The organism is Streptosporangium sp. NBC_01810 (genome assembly GCF_035917355.1).
In the GTDB taxonomy this organism is placed as follows: Bacteria; Actinomycetota; Actinomycetes; order Streptosporangiales; family Streptosporangiaceae; genus Streptosporangium.
On record NZ_CP109070.1, the window covers coordinates 1,293,419 to 1,307,143 of the forward strand.

Here is a 13,725-nt window from a genome sequence, read left to right on the forward strand (position 1 = left end):
CACCCCCCTCGGTTCAGTACGGCATGGTCAGGTAGTCGGCGCCGCCGTGATGGCCGGTCGCCGCGGCGTAGGCCTGCTCGGCGGTCTGGTCGGCGCTCGGCGTCGGCCGCGTCGGGTCGGGGTCGGGGAGCCAGTGGGCGGAGGCGACCCGGGCGGCGTAGGACAGGGTGTCCACCTGGTCGTCGTGCGCGGCACTGGGGAAGCTGGCGAGCTCGTCGCACCACTCGTCGAGCCAGTCGACGCCGGCGGGGAACCAGACCCGGTGCTGCTTCACGCGGTGGGTCGCCGGGATCGCCCGAGTGATCTTGTCGGTGTCGGCGGTCACCGGCTCGACCGGGATCCCCGCTGCGGTCGCGTCGATCGCCAGCGTCGTGGAGATGAACGACTGCTCGACGAACACCGTGTCCACGGCCCACCGCTGCTGGAGCGGCCGAACGTGGTCCCAGTGCTCGGCCTCCTCCAGGCGCCCGCGCTCGCGGCCGAGGAGGACCAGGTCGCCGTCGGGGCTGATCGCCCACGCAGAGGCGACCGTCCAGTCCGCGCTCGTCTTCTTGCTCGCGGCGAGGTCGACTGTGATGAACCGCCAGCAGTCGTCCAACATCAGGATTCGGCCGCCGAGATCCAGGCGGGCGCCCGACATGCGGCCATGCCGGGAGGAGTCGGAGGGCATCTGGTGCCAGTAGCGGAAGTCGGGACGCTTGAAGAGGTTGCCCTCGGCCGCCGTGGGGCTCTGCTGGAAAATCGAGTTGAAGACGTACGCCGAGCGGGTCGCCTTCAGCTTGGTGAAGTAGCCCGGCTTGCGCCTCTGAACCGAGGCGAGTTCATCTCCCGGCGCTCGTCCGAGCGGGTCGTTCGGGCCCGCGATGGCGGGGATCGATATGACGCGCCAGTCGCCCGGTTCGCGGACCCGCAGGCGCCCTGCCAGATCATCCTCGTGCCAGCGGGTCATCATCACCACGACGCGCGCCCGGGAGGACAGGCGAGTGGACCCGTCGGACTCCCACCAGTCCCAGTCCCGCTCGCGGTAAGTCTCCGACTCGGCCTCAGCCCGGCCTTCTACGGGGTCGTCGACCAGGAGCACGTCCACGGGTTCGCCGGTGATGCCTCCGGCGATGCCGACACAGATCAGCCCGCCGCCCTGCTCGGTCTCCCACCTGCCCGCGGCCCGGGAGTCGGCGCGCAAGGTGATGCCGAGCTGGGGGTGGGCCAGGATGTCGCGGCGGATCTGCCGGCCCCACCGTTCGGCCTTGTTCGCGGCGTAGGAGACGATCGCGATCCGCAGCGTCGGGTCGTGGGACAGCAGCCACGCCGGAGTCCGGCGACTGATCTTCTGGCTCTTGCCCTCCTGCGGGGGCATGAACACCATGAGCCTGTCGTGGCCGTCACCGTCGAACAGGTCGACCAGCTCGCGGTCGATGAGGTCGAGCGCGGCGGTCTGCCGGTGGGCCGGGTCCAGGTCGGTGGCCATCGCCCCGGGCGTGGCCCACTGCCGGACCCGCGGGGCAAACCGGGACGCGGCCTGCGCGCAGACCTCCGCCCAGGACACACTCACAGCGCGGGCGGCGGCCCGACCGTCAGGATCCCCGCACGGTGAACCGGCCGGTTGGTGCCGTCGACGATGCGACCCCAGATGACGTACTCGCCCGCGACCAGAAGGGTCGCGTCGTCGCCGGGGCCGACCTTGATGGTGGCGGTGCCCGAGGTGCCGTCCCAGGCGGCGGGCTTGTAGTCGGCGTCCGCCGGTTCGGTCTCCGGAACGGTCCGCAGAATGATCGCGATCTCGGCGTCAGCGCCGATCAGGTCCGCCGACCAGTAGACCGGGACGTCCTGCCGGGACGAGGCGGGCACGTACATCAGACCCCTCTCATCCCGCGAGCCGCATAAGCTCGCGCGGCACCACCGTGCCGACGAGCTGCCGCTGCGCCGGGTTCAGTTCCAGGCCGTCGAGGATCCGGGAGATGAGCCCAGCGAGCTCGGAGGCGTGGTCGTCGATCAGCTGGACGGTCTTCTCGGCGATCCCCATGTCGTGGGCGGTCTTCGCGTACTTCACGACCCGGTCCCGCTCGGCGGCCTCCAGCTGCGCCAGGCCGCGGACTGCCTCGCCAGTCGTGAAGATGCCGATGCCCTTCACGCCAGACCGGGTGTGGCCGATCAGACCCGCACCGGGGCCGACATCGTCGCGCCGCACCGACTCCGTCACCGACCAGTCGTCCTCGCCCTCGCCCTCGTGGCCTTCCACGACGTCGAGCTCCACGGCGCGGTCTCCGACCTCGCGGGCAGCTTGCTCGTCAGCGACCTGCTGTTCCAGCAGCCCCGCGTACATGTGCACGCGCAGCCACGACATCTGCAGCATCCCGAGCACGGCCTCGGTAGACGTCACCGTCGGAGATCCCGCGAGCGCTGACCACGCCGTGATCGCCGCCCCCTGCGCCCTGGCCACCTCGCCCGTCACCCCCGCATGCATTCGACACGCCCCCAGCCCGGCCACAGCCGAACCGTGACAAGGACCGCCCCTCTTGCGCTGCCGATCGCACTCGTACCGCTGATGCTGCCCGCACCAGCGCCCTGGGCGCATGGGGTCTGCCGGGCGCATGGGGTCAACGCCTCACTTGGCGCGGATCCAGGCCGGGCGGTGGGGGGCGACCTTCATGGTCAGACCCTCGCAGGCCAGAACGCGCGACTGCCGGGTATGGCTGGTTCCGCCGATGTGCGGGCGGCCTCCTCGTTCTCAAACAGGTATGCCGAGGTGGTGTAACCGGGCGCGGCCTCACCGTCATAAAAAATCTTGTAGTTGACGCACCAGGAGTCTGGGGTCTCCGACCAGACACGGGTGATGATCGCGGGCGCAATATCGGTGCCGTTGTTCTTGGCAGGATCGACGATGACGTGCACGATCCGGCCGATGGATGGTTTCTGCATGGCATTCCTTCCGGGAGCCTCGGGCGGGCGACAGGTCTCCCTCACGTCCCGCCAGTGAGTCGGTGACGAGGCGGTCCTACTGCGCCCGGATCCAGGTGAGCGCGGTGGCCACGTGCCCGTCGATCGCGGTCTGGGTGGTGGTGGGCCCAGCGATGGTCACGGGCGCGGCGTTGAGCGGGGTGGTGCCGTCGTACCCGACCAGTTGGATCGTGAGCTCGGGGCGTCGGCCGCCGGGGATGGACACGCTGGCCATCATCACCTCGTGGTCCACAGTCTCGCCGGGCGCGAGCTGCGCGGCGAGGGAGGTCTCCACGAGGCTGGAGACGTGGTCCGTCAGGCGCATTGGGTTCCTCTCGACGTGGCGGGCCGGGCGGCAGGTCCCCTCAGACCTGCCGCCCTTCACCCGATCCCTCACCTTCCGACCGACCAGGGCGGAAGCTCTTGTGCCCGGCGCCCAGCCGTGGTGTGGCGCCGGGGTCCTACTTGGTGGGGCGGGGAGACAGGGCCCGCTCTTCAGGCTTACGGGAGCCTGCCAGCGCTGCGGCCACGGGCCGAGGCTGGACTACCCATCCCTACGCATCTCCCCTGAGCGGGAGTCTGGGGACATACGAAAGGCCCGCACTCGGCGGGCCTTCTCGTCTCAGCTGATCAGAATGATGTGTCACACCTGGCGTGCGCGTCAAACGGGTGGCGTACGCGATGCTGCGCGGTGGGCTTGTATGGCACCCATCAAGGCCACGATCATGATTGCGAATCCTCCGAAGGCCAGGAACCACCCAATACGCAACGGGAGTCCGGCTAGGGCTTCGGGTACGCCGTTGAGAAAGATGCCAGTGCCGATAACGGGGAGTCCCCGCGCATCGATGGTGGCCGTCTTCCGGTCCTTTTCTTTCAGCAACTGGTGGAGTTCGTCCAGCTTCTCCTGAAAGGTGCGAGAGAGCTCGGCAAGAGCCTCCTTCCTGGCGGTCCGCTCTTGGCGGACTTCCTGCGCTGTCTGGTTGAGACGGCCTCCCAAGTCGCTGAGGTGCGCGCGGAGTGCTTCGATGCGGTCGTCGATTGGGTCATTAGGTCTCCACGCGTGGGCGGAAACTGTAGCGGTCAGCCCCGGAAGCGACATGTTCGCGGTGCCACTGACAACCTTGGTCGTCTGCGGGGAGGGCTTGCGGAAGCGGCTGACCTGAGCACGGATCCAGGTTGCCGAGGACTGGAAAAGCAGGCGCGCGCCATCGGGAGCGGCGATGAGGGCGCCGATCAGGGCGATGATGACGCCCACCCACTTATTGACCTGGGTCAGAACGGCGGCCTCGGTTAAAACGCTCGGATCGCTCATGGGCGCCCAGGTTAGTGGCTGCTTGGGCATTTGGCGCTGGTGAGGCCAGCCGGGCCTTTGGGCGTCACGATCCGCCGTATAAATCCTCCGTCGTCCGCCCGCACTCTTGTCCAGCCGTGGTTCGGCTTCGGAGTCTTACTTGGTGGGGCGGGGAGACCGGGAGCCACGTTGCGGCTGTGGCAGCCTGCCAGCGCTGCGGCCACGGGCCGAGGTTGGACTACCCATCCCTACGCATCTCCCGTGGTGCACGCGTCAAACCTGGGAGGTCGGCTTCGGCAGGCGAGGCTTCCGATGCTGACGCCAGGAGCTCCATCCGACGCCGATCGTTATGGTCAGAGAGGCGGCGAGGATCAGCAGGACCACGTACCAGGGGAGTAGTTCGCCACCCTCGGTGGAGTAGTTGGATAGGACCGTGCCTATGCCCAAGATGGGCAGGCCTTTCCCGTCGATCCGGGCGGCCTGTTGATCTTTCTCATCGAATAGCCGCCGAAGTTCGGTGATCGCAGCGGTGAGCTTGCGTTCCAGCGCGGCGAGGTCTTCTTCACGCTGGGACGCCTCCTTGCTTACCTGGCTGGCGAGCTGGTTGTGGCGCTCCTCGACGCTCTCGATGTAGCTGCGTAGCAGCTGGAAACGTTCGTCGATCGGAGTTGAGGGGTCCCACTTGTAGCCGCCAGATTTTATGACGGTCAACTTGCTCACGGCCGAGACTTCTTCGGCCATTCCCAGCTGGATCGTCGTCACCCGGCGCGCGCCTGGAAAGATCAGTGCGAGAGCCGCCTGGAGCTGGTTGCGTCGCTGCCCCAGCCAAACCCGCACCTCGCCTACGACCCTGCGGGTTCCGTCTGGGGCTGTCACGAGGATGCCCACTATCGAGATGGCGACCCCCACGAACTTAATCACGTGGGGCAAAACGGTCGCAGCGTCCATGGCGGACAAGGGTAGCGGCGGCCATCGCACCCAGGCGTCCTGTGATGCACTACGGCAGGCGACGGGACCCCCTGATCCCGCCGCCTGCCGAAGGGTCAGTTCCTCCTGTCTCGCAGGTCGATCAGGTCGGCCGGGTCCATCCGGCGGGCGAGGTACAGCCGCTGGGCCATGTCGGGCTCCCGACGGATGGGCCGCTGCGACTCCTCCAAGTCCTTCAGAAGGCGCTGACCGGCCGGCGAGTTGACGTAGCCCGCCAATCCCTGACCCGCGAGGGTCACTGCCTGCTCGATGACGGCCTGGGTGCGTGCGGCAACCGGCACGAGCACGTGCTGGGCGAGGGCCTTGATCGTGCGGTCGACGCCAGCGGCGACGTGCGCCTTCTGCTCCGGCGTCAGCAGGGCCAACAGCATCTCGCCGCCGACCGTCTTGCTCTTACCCGTGGTGGACATGATTCCCCCGTGTGAAACGACTCTTATCCGACCTCGATGTCACGCTTGGCCGGGCTTGTCCGATGCAGGGTGGTCTGCGGGGCGACTAGTGTCAAGCGCTCCCCTAGAAGGGGCGGGAGCCCGGCGGATGACGAGGGCGATGATGTCGCCCACGCGGTAGAGCGGCTGAGGGTCGGCGGTCGTCGTTCGGCTCGGTGTCCACGTCCGCGGGGTGAGCTTGCCGCGCAGTGCCCACATGCGGATCGTGGACGGGCTGACCTTGAAGCCGAGGCCGGTGGCGACGTTGGCGACCCACACGGATCCGCCGAGCATCTCCTCGGCGTGGGCCAGCATCCAGTCCCGCCGGTCTTGAACGTCGTAGCGCAGACGGCACGGGCCACAGTCGACGGTCGGGGCGCCGGGGCGGGCGTAGAGGTCCCGCTCGCACTGGTTGCAGGGGCCGGCGTAGATGCGGTCCGCGGGCCGGTCGATCGTGCGGCGGGCCTGGCGGATCGCCTCACGGATCCCGTCCACTGCCTCGGGGGCGGCGTCGCGGCCGAGGAGGACGGCACGGTGGCGGATCAGCCACACGGCCATGGCGGGCAGCGTGTCGGCGGGGCTGCGGCCGAGCGACAGGTAGGTGCAGGAGCGGTGCGCGCAGTCCTGGCACCTCGGCCCTTCGTAGGGGCGGACGCCGTGCTGGAGGACGCGCACCCAGCCGACCAGGACGGTGCGCAGGGCGTGCTGGGCGGTGCGGGCGCGCTCGTCCCAGGGCAGAGGCGCCTTGCGGATCGTGAGCCCGATCTCGTCCGCGTGTTCCCCGAGTTCGCGGGCGGGGCTGCCGCCGCTGGTGCCGAGCCGCGTCTGCTTGGCGGCGGCCAGCTCCATGTGGTGGGCGAGGGAGGGCACGTCGCGCAGGTCGCGGAGCAGGTCGGTGGAGCAGGCCCGGCACACGCGCAGGTGGCCGGGCATGGTGCGGGCGCAGCTCGGGGTGGGGCAGGTCAGTGGCATGAGCGGCTCCCTGTGCTGGTCGGGGTGAGGGTCAGGTGGCGAGGTCGAACAGCGGGAGCTCGACCAGCTCGTAGGTCCACGAGGTCCGCGGTACGGTCTCGGGCTCCGGAGCGGCCAGTGGCCGGGTGTTGGCGTGGTGGGCGCAGGGGCAGATCCACTGACAGATGCGGTCGGCCAGGTACACCTGCGCCCTGCACCCGTAGCGCGGCCCGGTGATCGACGGTGTGGGGTGCTGGTGCGGCTCGGCGTGGTGGGCGGGGTAGACGCCGCTGCGGTCGCAGATCAGCGTCTCCCACGTCGGGAGCGGGGTGGCTCGGCGGCAGCGGTCGTGCTGGCCGATGTCGGGCTGGCACCAGTGGGTGAGGCCGGACTGGCAGGCGCATGTGCTGGCGGTGAGGGGGACGTCTCGGTGCTGCTTGCGCATGGGCTTGGTCCAGATGTTGGCCCGCACCCACTCGGCCTGGTCGGGTGTCACGGCTCCTCGCTCTCGATGGGGGTGACCTCGGCAACGATGTGCCGTTCCCGGCGGCCGACTGCGTCGGTCTGGGCCTGCTGGTCGTCGCGTTCGGCCTGGGCGTCGTCGAGGTTGTCGTAGAGGCTCCAGCTGCCGAGTTCGGGCTGGTGGCTGGCCTGGTTGTAGGTGATGACGACGTACATGGGGTGGTGCTCCTATCGGGGTCGGCGGTAGCTGGCGAGGTCGTAGACGGTCGCTAGACGGCCCTGTGCGGCCCGTGGGGGCGTTCGTGGGGACTGGGTGACCTCAGGTGTCGGAGGGGCGCATGTGGCCACGTGAGGCATCATCAGGCGCTCGTGGCTCAGCAGCGGGCGGGCGGTGGAGACGCGGCGGGAGCGGAGGGTGCCAGGGGCGTCCCGCATCACCGCGGTGTTGCCCTCGGGATCGGGTTCCGGGTTGACGCCGAACGGCCGCCCGGCCTCGCTGGTCGTCCAGCGGACTGGCTTCCCGCAGTGGCGGCAGGGGCGTAGGTCGGCCTTGCTGAACATGGTTCCTCCGTTCGGGTGGCCTGGGGTTCGGTCGGGTCTGGTCAGGTGGTCGGTGCGATGTGGCGGGCCAGCCACGGCTTGTCGTCCTCGGGTACGGGGTTGGGGGTGCGGCCGTCGCGTCTGGCGGCCTGCCGGTCGATCAGCCGCTCGACGACGTCGTCGGGGATGTCGGGGTCGGCGATGACGGCCCAGATGTTGATCAGTGGGTGCTCGGGGTAGCTCATGGCTCCTGCCTGGTCAGCGGGCTCGGGTGCGGGTCTTGCCGCATCGGCTGCAGCGCTGGGTCACGACTCGACCGATCTGCTCGATGTCGACCCAGCGGTGGCGGAGCAGGCACCTCACGGCGCGTCCTCGGCAGCCAGGGCTCGCCGGACGCGGGCGTCGCGGATCACGGCGGGCAGCGCTTTGATCGGCGGTCTCCAGCCGGGTCCGTTCACCAGTTCGGCGACGATGCGCTTCACGAGGTCGTCGAGCATGTGGTCCTGCACGTGGGGGCGGAGCATGGCGGTGAGGCCTCGGCGGAGGGCGGTCCACTCGGCGCTGATGTCGGGGTCGGCGGTCATCAGCTCTCCTCGAAGAGGCTCGGCGCCGTGACCCTGACGGGCCGGTTGAACCACAGGACCTCGGTGCGGTCCTGCTCGTCGTTGGCCTGGCCGGTGTGGGCGTCCAGTTCGATCCGGTGCCAGCCCGCGTAGAGGTCGTCGTAGAGGAGGCTGTGGTAGCCGGACAGGACGACGGCCGCCTTGCAGCCGTGGAGCGCGTCGGCGAGTGCAGCGTGCTCGGCCTCGCTGCGCATCTCGTGGCGGTAGTTCGCCGCCCGGGTGGTGCCGAGGTAGGGCGGATCGACGTAGAGCAACACCTCGGGGTGGCGGCCGTAGGCGGCGATGAGATCGAGAGCGGGGCGGCACTCCAGGGAAACCATCGCGAGCCGCTCGGCGACGGCGGCGAGCCTGCTCACGTACCCGGCCAGGTAGCGGGGCATCCCTGAGCTGCAGCCTGCGGGGTTCTGGTAGTGGCGCCAGCCTGTGCGGCGCATGGTTCCGGCCCTGCCTTGGGTGAGCCTGACGAAGACGAGGCGGGCGCGCTCTAGGTCGCTCGCGGCGGTCAGGTCGGCGTCCCGGGCGGCCTCGTACTCGGCGCGGCTGTGCGGGGTGAGGGCGCATACCCGTTCGACTTCGAGCGCGTCGTCGCGGAGCATCTTCCAGAAGTGCATGAGGTCGCCGTCGAGGTCGTTGACGGTCTCCATCCGGCTCGGCCGCTTGGCCAGCAGGACGGCGAGGCTCCCGGCGTAGGGCTCGACGTAGTGCTCGTGAGCGGGCAGCAGGGCGGCGATGGCGGGGCCGAGGGTCTGCTTGGACCCGTAGTACGGCACGGACGGTGCGAGGCGCGTCATCGGGTGCTCCGGGTCTGGGTGAGGAAGTGGTCGCCGACGACCTGCTGACCGTCGACGGCCTGGACGTCGAGGTGGTCGCGGGCGGCGGCGTGGGTGATGAGCGTGTGGGCCCATTCCTTGAGGGCGAGGGCCCACGCGGTGTGTGCGGCGCAGGTCTCGACGCCGGCCGGTGAGTAGCGGCGGCGGGCGTCGTAGGCGCGGGCGGTCGAGTCGACGCGCTGGCGGGCGTCGGCGAGTTCCTCGGTGAGGCGGTCGACGTCGGCCTGGAGGTCGCGGAGTTGCTTGGAGAGGTCCATCAGGGTGTCCCGGTGGTGTCAAGGTCGGCGTCCTCGACGCCGAGGTGGTCGAGGACGCGCTCCCATGCGGCCTGGTCTTCATCGGTCCATGGGGCGTCGGGATCGGCCTGGGCGGGCTCGGGGATGGCGGGGAGGTCGCCGAGGGCGGCGTCGCGGCCGAGGCGGCGCAGGGCGTCACGGAACTCGGGGATGTGCTGGTGTTCGGCGAACCGGGCCTCGGCGATGACGGCGGCGGCGTACTGGACGATCGCGTCGCGGTGGAAGCCAGCGGCGAGGGCGGCGTCAGCGAGTGTGGCGAGGTTTTTCTTCACCCAGCCGGGGGCGGCCCGGTAGCGGGGGATGGCTGAGACGAGTGATCGGGCGGCGAAGCCGCTCTGGTTCGCCGAAGGCGCGTGGAGGGCTCGCGCGGTACGGACCGTTAGCTGTCCTTCGGACAGAACCGGAGTGGACGTACTCAGTAACGAACTCCGTAACGCACTCCCTTCGTACTCCACTCCAACCGTTGGAGTGAGTTGCTCCAACGGTTGGAGTTCATTGCTCCAATGGTTGGAGTTGAAATTTCCAACGGTTGGAGTCGAATCGGATTCGGTGGACTCCAATGGTTGGAGTTCATTCGGATCTTCGGGGTCCTCTTTCAACTCCAACGGTTGGGGTTGAATCGGGTGCAGCTTGCACGGTCCGACACCCGGCGTGTCCGTCCCCCAGCCCGCCCGACGCGTGCAGACCTCCCCCTTCTTCGTGAGCCGCCCGCACTTGTCGACCTCCTTGTCGGCAGCCAGCACGTTCTCCAACGGCCAAGCCAGGCGGTAGATGTTGAAGTGCGTACTGACGCGCTTCACCACGACCCAGCCCTGCTCTTCCAGGTCCTGAATGGAGACCACAGCCGTCTGCGGGGAGATGTTCAGATCCCTGGCCAGGCTCTCCAAGCTGGGCTTTGCCTCCTTACGCTCCTTGCCGATCGTGTGGACGTACAGCCGTTGGGCGACGCTCAGGCGAGACGCCTCCAGGCTGGTGCTCATGTAGATCAGCAGCACCCACTGCAGCCCCTTGTGCAGCTGGAGTTGGGCAGCAGAGAAGCGTGACCGGGCCCAGGCCGGGAGGTCGGCCTCGTCGATCGCCACGCCGCGTTCTTCCTCGTTCACGCTTCTCCGTCTTCCGTGTGCTGGGTTACTCGGGCCGGGGCTGGGCTGGTCTTCGGTCGAGGCGCTCCAGCCATTCCGGGGCGCGTTCGCGGATCCCCTGGATGTGCGCGCCGTGCCGCATCCGGTTGAGCGCGCTGACGCTCACGTCCAGCGCCACAGCCACCCGCCACCACGGCCAGCCGAGCTCCTTGCGGCGCGCGTTCAGCTCGGCGTACAGGCGTTGCGGGGTGACGACGACGGCGAGGGTCGCGGCCAGCTGCTCCTCAGTCATGACGACCACCTGGCCGGCGTCGGGCACCCCTCGTGCGGGGCCGTGCACCAGTGGCTGCCCGCCCAGGTCACGCCGCCCGGCTGATAGGCCAGCACGGCGAGACCCTGGGCGATGGTGGCGGTGACGCGCCCTTGCGGAAGGTCCCGCTTGCGCGGGTTGTGCTCCCACATCTGGTCGGCGCCGGAGCTGATCAGGTCAGCGGCGGAGACCGCAGCCGCCTGCCGGTCCTCGGCCGACCAGTCGGCGATCTTGGCGATGGACATGGGCACCATCACCTCCAGGCCGATGCGGAGCAGCTCCGTGCGGTCGCCACTCATGACGCCGCTCCGAAGAGCGCCGACTGCTGCGGCCCGACGGCCTGAGGGTGGGCGGCCTCGACCAGGTCGGCGTGACCGCGGATGATGAGCGCGCGCTGGGCGTAGGCGTTGGACTCACCGCACAGCCGCAGGTGCTCCTGCTGCAAGGCCACGAGGGTTTTCCAGCCCTCACCGGCGATCACGGCGGCCAGGTGCCGCTGCCCGGTTTCCTCGCCCGCGGCCCGCAGCGTCGTCGCCCGGGCGGCGTGCTCGTCGGCCTTGGCCCGCTCGGAGGCGAGCCAGGCCAGCAGCTGGCCGGGGTCGGCGCAGGCGAGGCAGCCGCGCACGGTGCCGCGCTCGTGGCTCCCGGCGGTCATGACAGCCGCTCCGCGGCGCATCGGCCGATGCAGGACAACGCGTCGGACCGGCACACCAGGCACGGCTCACAGCGCAGGCACAGGGTGACGTGGCGGCCCCGGTGGAGCTGCGGCCAGTGCCCCCGGCGCAGGCACGCGATCAGGCGTCCGATCAGGCGTCGCACGGGGCCACCTCGATCCGCTTGAGCAGCTCGTCGGCGTGACACGGGACGGGGCGACCGGCCTTGTCGAACAGCGCGCACCAGCACGCCAGGTCCTTGCCGGCCAGCTCGACGCGGGCGCGCTCGACGATGGCGGGGTTAGCGTCGAGGTAGGCGCGGTACAGCTCCAGCGCCCGATCGCGGCCTCGGTCGCGGACGCTGAAGGGGTTGTGCCAGGGGTTCGCGGGCAGGCCGGGGGCGGCCCGGCCGACGTAGACGGCTCCGTCGGGCACACGGCCATGGAAGAGGTCGCCGGCGACCTTGACGCGCTTCATGACGACCTCTCGGTGCGGATCAGGCCGGGGGTGTCGAGCATGGTGCGCCCGACGTCGGCGACGGCCTTGGCGTTGGCGAGTGTCTCGGCGTCGGGCGGGCCGAGCTGCTCGGCGAGGCCTTCGGCGGAGTGGGTGCAGATGGTCCAGGCGCGGGTGTGGACGGAGCCGTCTGGGCTGCGGGTGCCCATGACGAGACGGGTGTCGCCGGGGTGCTCACACATCGGCGGCACCGCCGTTCACGGCGCGGGCGACGGACAGGGTGGCGTCGGTCTGCGCGTTGGTGCTGTAGCCTCGCTCCGCCGCGTACTCGGCGACGCTGGACACGACCTCCAGCAGGGCCGCGAGGGGCTCGCGGAGCCGGTCGGGTACGTCCCTGGCACAGACGGCCCACGCCACCCCGCACCGGCTGCAGGGGCCGGGCGCGAGGAGCGACCCGTGGGGCGGCTGGACGGGGAACGAGTGCTCGCAGCGGAGGTTCGTGGCGACGGCGCGGAGCTCCTCGGGGACGGTGAGGTCAGCCACGGTGCTCACCGCCGTCCTGGGGTGCCGGCACGAGCATCAGCCCGGCCAGGTCCTGGAGACCGCGGATACCGGCGTCGGTGGCCGCCCGGCGGACGGCGTGGGCGTACGCGGCGATGAGGCGCATGGCGGGGTCGTGGCCCAGGGACGCGATGGCGGTGATCAGGTGGCGGGTGAACATGTCGGGCTGGACGCCGCCGGTCGTGCCGAAGTGGTGGAGGACGTGGGCGGCGATCTCCGGGGTGAGCATGGGCGCCTCTGCCGCGACCGGCGGCTCGTTGGCCGGGGTCTGCTCCGGGCGCCCATGCAAGGCGTGGTGGATCTTTGCGGCGACCGCGTCGATGGTCCCGTCCCAGGAGTTCTGCCCGGCGAGCAGCTGCTCCTCGACGCGCACGGTGAGGTTGTCGGGGACGGCGCCGGGGATCAGGGTGCGCAGTGCCTCGGTGATGGTCTTCAGGCGGGGGTCGGTGGTCACTGCTTCTCCGTGGAGGTTGGGGTCGGGCAGGTGCACCAGCCCTCAGGGCCGGTAGGAACGTCGGACAGGCCGAGCGCGTCGAGCAGGTCGGGACCGTGCTGGCGGGCGAAGCGGGCGGCGTGGAAGCGCTCTTCCCGCTCGGCCGCAGCGCTGGTGTCGTTGGTGTACGCGACGTAGACGAGCCCGGTGGCGCGGGCCTGGTCGCTGCGGAAGACGGTCGGCTGGTCGCTCGCGCGGGCGGCCAGCTCGATCTGCGCTGAGGTGGCCATCACGAGGGCTGGATCTCGACGAAGAAGGCGTCCGTGCCGTCGGTGGTGGAGACGCCGATCAGCGGCGGGTCCTGGCCGTCGAGGAGTTCGGCCGTTTCCACTCCCTCGAGTTCGTTGATCTTGCGGGTGAGGGTCTGGGCGAAGGTCTTGAGGTCCATCAGGACTCCTCAGTGGTGGTGAGGGCGGGTCAGGGGGCCAGGGGTGGCCGTGCGGCCTGTGAGGGCGAGCACGGCCACCAGGGCGAGCTACTGCGGGGCGGCCTGCGCGGGCACGTTCGACCGGGTACGGCCGATGCCGTTGCGGTCCCACGCGATGTGGTGCTGGTTGGCCATGACCATCGCGGCGGAGGCGAACTGCTCGGCCTCGGCCGGGGTGGCGAACACCAGGTCGACGCCGCACACGCGCATCCCGGAGGTGGGCGCCTTGTCGTGGTGGTGGCGGACGCCGGTGAACTCCGCGGTGCCCTTGAGGTTGAGCTTCGCCTCGACCTCGAAACGCTCGGGCTCGGGCTCGGGCTTGGTGTCGGCGCTGTACGGGTTGGAGATCATGAGATCCTCCTGAGTGGGTGGTCCCCGCCGTGTAAGCGACGGCGGGG

At 70.0% G+C, this 13,725-nt stretch carries 28 protein-coding genes; all 28 read right to left on the minus strand.

All coding sequences use genetic code 11. The features are described 5' to 3' along the window. Positions 1 to 13: 13 nt before the first annotated feature. Complete coding sequence (gene terL / locus OIE13_RS06000; RefSeq protein WP_326829690.1) at positions 14 to 1,468, minus strand: phage terminase large subunit; 1,455 nt, start codon at positions 1,466 to 1,468, stop codon at positions 14 to 16. An 80-nt stretch (positions 1,469 to 1,548) separates the two neighbouring features. Continuing rightward, on the minus strand, positions 1,549 to 1,854 hold the full coding sequence (locus OIE13_RS06005) for a hypothetical protein (protein ID WP_326829691.1): 306 nt from the start codon (positions 1,852 to 1,854) through the stop codon (positions 1,549 to 1,551). 10 nt (positions 1,855 to 1,864) lie between these two features. Next, positions 1,865 to 2,380, minus strand: a complete 516-nt coding sequence (locus OIE13_RS06010) for a hypothetical protein (protein WP_326829692.1) — start codon at positions 2,378 to 2,380, stop codon at positions 1,865 to 1,867. A gap of 272 nt (positions 2,381 to 2,652) precedes the next feature. Then, the gene (locus OIE13_RS06015; RefSeq protein ID WP_326829693.1) at positions 2,653 to 2,919 is read right to left on the minus strand and encodes a hypothetical protein; all 267 of its coding nucleotides are present in this window, start codon (positions 2,917 to 2,919) and stop codon (positions 2,653 to 2,655) included. 76 nt (positions 2,920 to 2,995) lie between these two features. Further along, a complete protein-coding gene (locus tag OIE13_RS06020) occupies positions 2,996 to 3,262 on the minus strand; it encodes a hypothetical protein (RefSeq protein WP_326829694.1) in 267 nt (88 codons plus the stop codon). 336 nt (positions 3,263 to 3,598) lie between these two features. Further along, the gene (locus tag OIE13_RS06025) at positions 3,599 to 4,249 is read right to left on the minus strand and encodes a hypothetical protein (protein ID WP_326829695.1); all 651 of its coding nucleotides are present in this window, start codon (positions 4,247 to 4,249) and stop codon (positions 3,599 to 3,601) included. Between the two features lie 252 nt (positions 4,250 to 4,501). Then, positions 4,502 to 5,176 (minus strand): hypothetical protein, encoded by a 675-nt coding sequence (locus OIE13_RS06030; protein WP_326829696.1) that lies wholly within the window; start codon positions 5,174 to 5,176, stop codon positions 4,502 to 4,504. A gap of 95 nt (positions 5,177 to 5,271) precedes the next feature. Then, positions 5,272 to 5,625: a hypothetical protein gene (locus OIE13_RS06035; RefSeq protein ID WP_326829697.1), complete on the minus strand. Its 354-nt coding sequence runs from the start codon at positions 5,623 to 5,625 to the stop codon at positions 5,272 to 5,274. A gap of 39 nt (positions 5,626 to 5,664) precedes the next feature. After that, entirely contained in the window at positions 5,665 to 6,615 is a 951-nt protein-coding gene (locus OIE13_RS06040; RefSeq protein ID WP_326829698.1) for a hypothetical protein, read from the minus strand. Positions 6,616 to 6,646: 31 nt separating this feature from the next. Beyond that, a complete protein-coding gene (locus tag OIE13_RS06045) occupies positions 6,647 to 7,090 on the minus strand; it encodes a DUF6248 family natural product biosynthesis protein (protein ID WP_326829699.1) in 444 nt (147 codons plus the stop codon). Next, a complete protein-coding gene (locus tag OIE13_RS06050; protein WP_326829700.1) occupies positions 7,087 to 7,272 on the minus strand; it encodes a hypothetical protein in 186 nt (61 codons plus the stop codon). Before OIE13_RS06050 ends, OIE13_RS06045 begins: the two co-directional genes overlap by 4 nt. 12 nt (positions 7,273 to 7,284) lie before the next feature. Beyond that, positions 7,285 to 7,617 (minus strand): hypothetical protein, encoded by a 333-nt coding sequence (locus OIE13_RS06055; protein WP_326829701.1) that lies wholly within the window; start codon positions 7,615 to 7,617, stop codon positions 7,285 to 7,287. 41 nt (positions 7,618 to 7,658) lie between these two features. Beyond that, the gene (locus OIE13_RS06060; protein WP_326829702.1) at positions 7,659 to 7,841 is read right to left on the minus strand and encodes a hypothetical protein; all 183 of its coding nucleotides are present in this window, start codon (positions 7,839 to 7,841) and stop codon (positions 7,659 to 7,661) included. 114 nt (positions 7,842 to 7,955) lie between these two features. After that, positions 7,956 to 8,180, minus strand: a complete 225-nt coding sequence (locus OIE13_RS06065; protein WP_326829703.1) for a hypothetical protein — start codon at positions 8,178 to 8,180, stop codon at positions 7,956 to 7,958. Further along, positions 8,180 to 9,010, minus strand: coding sequence for a DNA adenine methylase (locus OIE13_RS06070; protein ID WP_326829704.1), 831 nt, complete (start codon positions 9,008 to 9,010; stop codon positions 8,180 to 8,182). The genes OIE13_RS06065 and OIE13_RS06070 overlap by 1 nt, the downstream gene beginning before the upstream one ends. Next, positions 9,007 to 9,306 carry a hypothetical protein gene (locus OIE13_RS06075; RefSeq protein ID WP_326829705.1) on the minus strand — a complete coding sequence of 100 codons (300 nt, stop codon included), beginning with the start codon at positions 9,304 to 9,306 and terminating at the stop codon, positions 9,007 to 9,009. The genes OIE13_RS06070 and OIE13_RS06075 overlap by 4 nt, the downstream gene beginning before the upstream one ends. After that, positions 9,306 to 10,448, minus strand: a complete 1,143-nt coding sequence (locus tag OIE13_RS06080; RefSeq protein ID WP_326829706.1) for a hypothetical protein — start codon at positions 10,446 to 10,448, stop codon at positions 9,306 to 9,308. The genes OIE13_RS06075 and OIE13_RS06080 overlap by 1 nt, the downstream gene beginning before the upstream one ends. Before the next feature lie 25 nt (positions 10,449 to 10,473). Continuing rightward, complete coding sequence (locus OIE13_RS06085) at positions 10,474 to 10,719, minus strand: hypothetical protein (RefSeq protein ID WP_326829707.1); 246 nt, start codon at positions 10,717 to 10,719, stop codon at positions 10,474 to 10,476. After that, a complete protein-coding gene (locus OIE13_RS06090) occupies positions 10,716 to 11,036 on the minus strand; it encodes a hypothetical protein (protein WP_326829708.1) in 321 nt (106 codons plus the stop codon). Before OIE13_RS06090 ends, OIE13_RS06085 begins: the two co-directional genes overlap by 4 nt. After that, complete coding sequence (locus tag OIE13_RS06095) at positions 11,033 to 11,392, minus strand: hypothetical protein (protein WP_326829709.1); 360 nt, start codon at positions 11,390 to 11,392, stop codon at positions 11,033 to 11,035. Before OIE13_RS06095 ends, OIE13_RS06090 begins: the two co-directional genes overlap by 4 nt. Continuing rightward, the gene (locus OIE13_RS06100) at positions 11,389 to 11,556 is read right to left on the minus strand and encodes a hypothetical protein (RefSeq protein WP_326829710.1); all 168 of its coding nucleotides are present in this window, start codon (positions 11,554 to 11,556) and stop codon (positions 11,389 to 11,391) included. The genes OIE13_RS06095 and OIE13_RS06100 overlap by 4 nt, the downstream gene beginning before the upstream one ends. Beyond that, on the minus strand, positions 11,544 to 11,867 hold the full coding sequence (locus tag OIE13_RS06105; protein WP_326829711.1) for a DUF4326 domain-containing protein: 324 nt from the start codon (positions 11,865 to 11,867) through the stop codon (positions 11,544 to 11,546). Before OIE13_RS06105 ends, OIE13_RS06100 begins: the two co-directional genes overlap by 13 nt. Next, positions 11,864 to 12,088, minus strand: coding sequence for a hypothetical protein (locus tag OIE13_RS06110; protein ID WP_326829712.1), 225 nt, complete (start codon positions 12,086 to 12,088; stop codon positions 11,864 to 11,866). The genes OIE13_RS06105 and OIE13_RS06110 overlap by 4 nt, the downstream gene beginning before the upstream one ends. Beyond that, positions 12,081 to 12,398, minus strand: coding sequence for a hypothetical protein (locus OIE13_RS06115; RefSeq protein ID WP_326829713.1), 318 nt, complete (start codon positions 12,396 to 12,398; stop codon positions 12,081 to 12,083). Before OIE13_RS06115 ends, OIE13_RS06110 begins: the two co-directional genes overlap by 8 nt. Beyond that, positions 12,382 to 12,861, minus strand: coding sequence for a hypothetical protein (locus OIE13_RS06120; protein ID WP_326829714.1), 480 nt, complete (start codon positions 12,859 to 12,861; stop codon positions 12,382 to 12,384). The genes OIE13_RS06115 and OIE13_RS06120 overlap by 17 nt, the downstream gene beginning before the upstream one ends. After that, positions 12,858 to 13,133 (minus strand): hypothetical protein, encoded by a 276-nt coding sequence (locus tag OIE13_RS06125; RefSeq protein ID WP_326829715.1) that lies wholly within the window; start codon positions 13,131 to 13,133, stop codon positions 12,858 to 12,860. Before OIE13_RS06125 ends, OIE13_RS06120 begins: the two co-directional genes overlap by 4 nt. Next, positions 13,130 to 13,288 (minus strand): hypothetical protein, encoded by a 159-nt coding sequence (locus OIE13_RS06130; protein ID WP_326829716.1) that lies wholly within the window; start codon positions 13,286 to 13,288, stop codon positions 13,130 to 13,132. Before OIE13_RS06130 ends, OIE13_RS06125 begins: the two co-directional genes overlap by 4 nt. 87 nt (positions 13,289 to 13,375) lie before the next feature. Then, positions 13,376 to 13,678: a hypothetical protein gene (locus OIE13_RS06135; RefSeq protein ID WP_326829717.1), complete on the minus strand. Its 303-nt coding sequence runs from the start codon at positions 13,676 to 13,678 to the stop codon at positions 13,376 to 13,378. Positions 13,679 to 13,725: the final 47 nt, after the last annotated feature.

Excerpts from the sequence above, each read along its gene's own strand:
- OIE13_RS06005 (WP_326829691.1), bottom strand. The coding sequence starts at position 1,854 with ATGTACGTGCCCGCCTCGTCCCGGCAGGACGTCCCGGTCTACTGGTCG.
- OIE13_RS06050 (WP_326829700.1), bottom strand. The coding sequence starts at position 7,272 with ATGTACGTCGTCATCACCTACAACCAGGCCAGCCACCAGCCCGAACTC.
- OIE13_RS06055 (WP_326829701.1), bottom strand. The coding sequence starts at position 7,617 with ATGTTCAGCAAGGCCGACCTACGCCCCTGCCGCCACTGCGGGAAGCCA.
- OIE13_RS06030 (WP_326829696.1), bottom strand. The coding sequence starts at position 5,176 with ATGGACGCTGCGACCGTTTTGCCCCACGTGATTAAGTTCGTGGGGGTC.
- OIE13_RS06075 (WP_326829705.1), bottom strand. The coding sequence starts at position 9,306 with ATGGACCTCTCCAAGCAACTCCGCGACCTCCAGGCCGACGTCGACCGC.
- OIE13_RS06095 (WP_326829709.1), bottom strand. The coding sequence starts at position 11,392 with ATGACCGCCGGGAGCCACGAGCGCGGCACCGTGCGCGGCTGCCTCGCC.
- OIE13_RS06130 (WP_326829716.1), bottom strand. The coding sequence starts at position 13,288 with ATGGACCTCAAGACCTTCGCCCAGACCCTCACCCGCAAGATCAACGAA.
- OIE13_RS06040 (WP_326829698.1), bottom strand. The coding sequence starts at position 6,615 with ATGCCACTGACCTGCCCCACCCCGAGCTGCGCCCGCACCATGCCCGGC.
- OIE13_RS06090 (WP_326829708.1), bottom strand. The coding sequence starts at position 11,036 with ATGAGTGGCGACCGCACGGAGCTGCTCCGCATCGGCCTGGAGGTGATG.
- OIE13_RS06070 (WP_326829704.1), bottom strand. The coding sequence starts at position 9,010 with ATGACGCGCCTCGCACCGTCCGTGCCGTACTACGGGTCCAAGCAGACC.
- OIE13_RS06025 (WP_326829695.1), bottom strand. The coding sequence starts at position 4,249 with ATGAGCGATCCGAGCGTTTTAACCGAGGCCGCCGTTCTGACCCAGGTC.
- OIE13_RS06035 (WP_326829697.1), bottom strand. The coding sequence starts at position 5,625 with ATGTCCACCACGGGTAAGAGCAAGACGGTCGGCGGCGAGATGCTGTTG.
- OIE13_RS06135 (WP_326829717.1), bottom strand. The coding sequence starts at position 13,678 with ATGATCTCCAACCCGTACAGCGCCGACACCAAGCCCGAGCCCGAGCCC.
- OIE13_RS06060 (WP_326829702.1), bottom strand. The coding sequence starts at position 7,841 with ATGAGCTACCCCGAGCACCCACTGATCAACATCTGGGCCGTCATCGCC.
- OIE13_RS06015 (WP_326829693.1), bottom strand. The coding sequence starts at position 2,919 with ATGCAGAAACCATCCATCGGCCGGATCGTGCACGTCATCGTCGATCCT.
- OIE13_RS06110 (WP_326829712.1), bottom strand. The coding sequence starts at position 12,088 with ATGTGTGAGCACCCCGGCGACACCCGTCTCGTCATGGGCACCCGCAGC.
- OIE13_RS06105 (WP_326829711.1), bottom strand. The coding sequence starts at position 11,867 with ATGAAGCGCGTCAAGGTCGCCGGCGACCTCTTCCATGGCCGTGTGCCC.
- terL (WP_326829690.1), bottom strand. The coding sequence starts at position 1,468 with ATGGCCACCGACCTGGACCCGGCCCACCGGCAGACCGCCGCGCTCGAC.
- OIE13_RS06085 (WP_326829707.1), bottom strand. The coding sequence starts at position 10,719 with ATGACTGAGGAGCAGCTGGCCGCGACCCTCGCCGTCGTCGTCACCCCG.
- OIE13_RS06065 (WP_326829703.1), bottom strand. The coding sequence starts at position 8,180 with ATGACCGCCGACCCCGACATCAGCGCCGAGTGGACCGCCCTCCGCCGA.
- OIE13_RS06020 (WP_326829694.1), bottom strand. The coding sequence starts at position 3,262 with ATGCGCCTGACGGACCACGTCTCCAGCCTCGTGGAGACCTCCCTCGCC.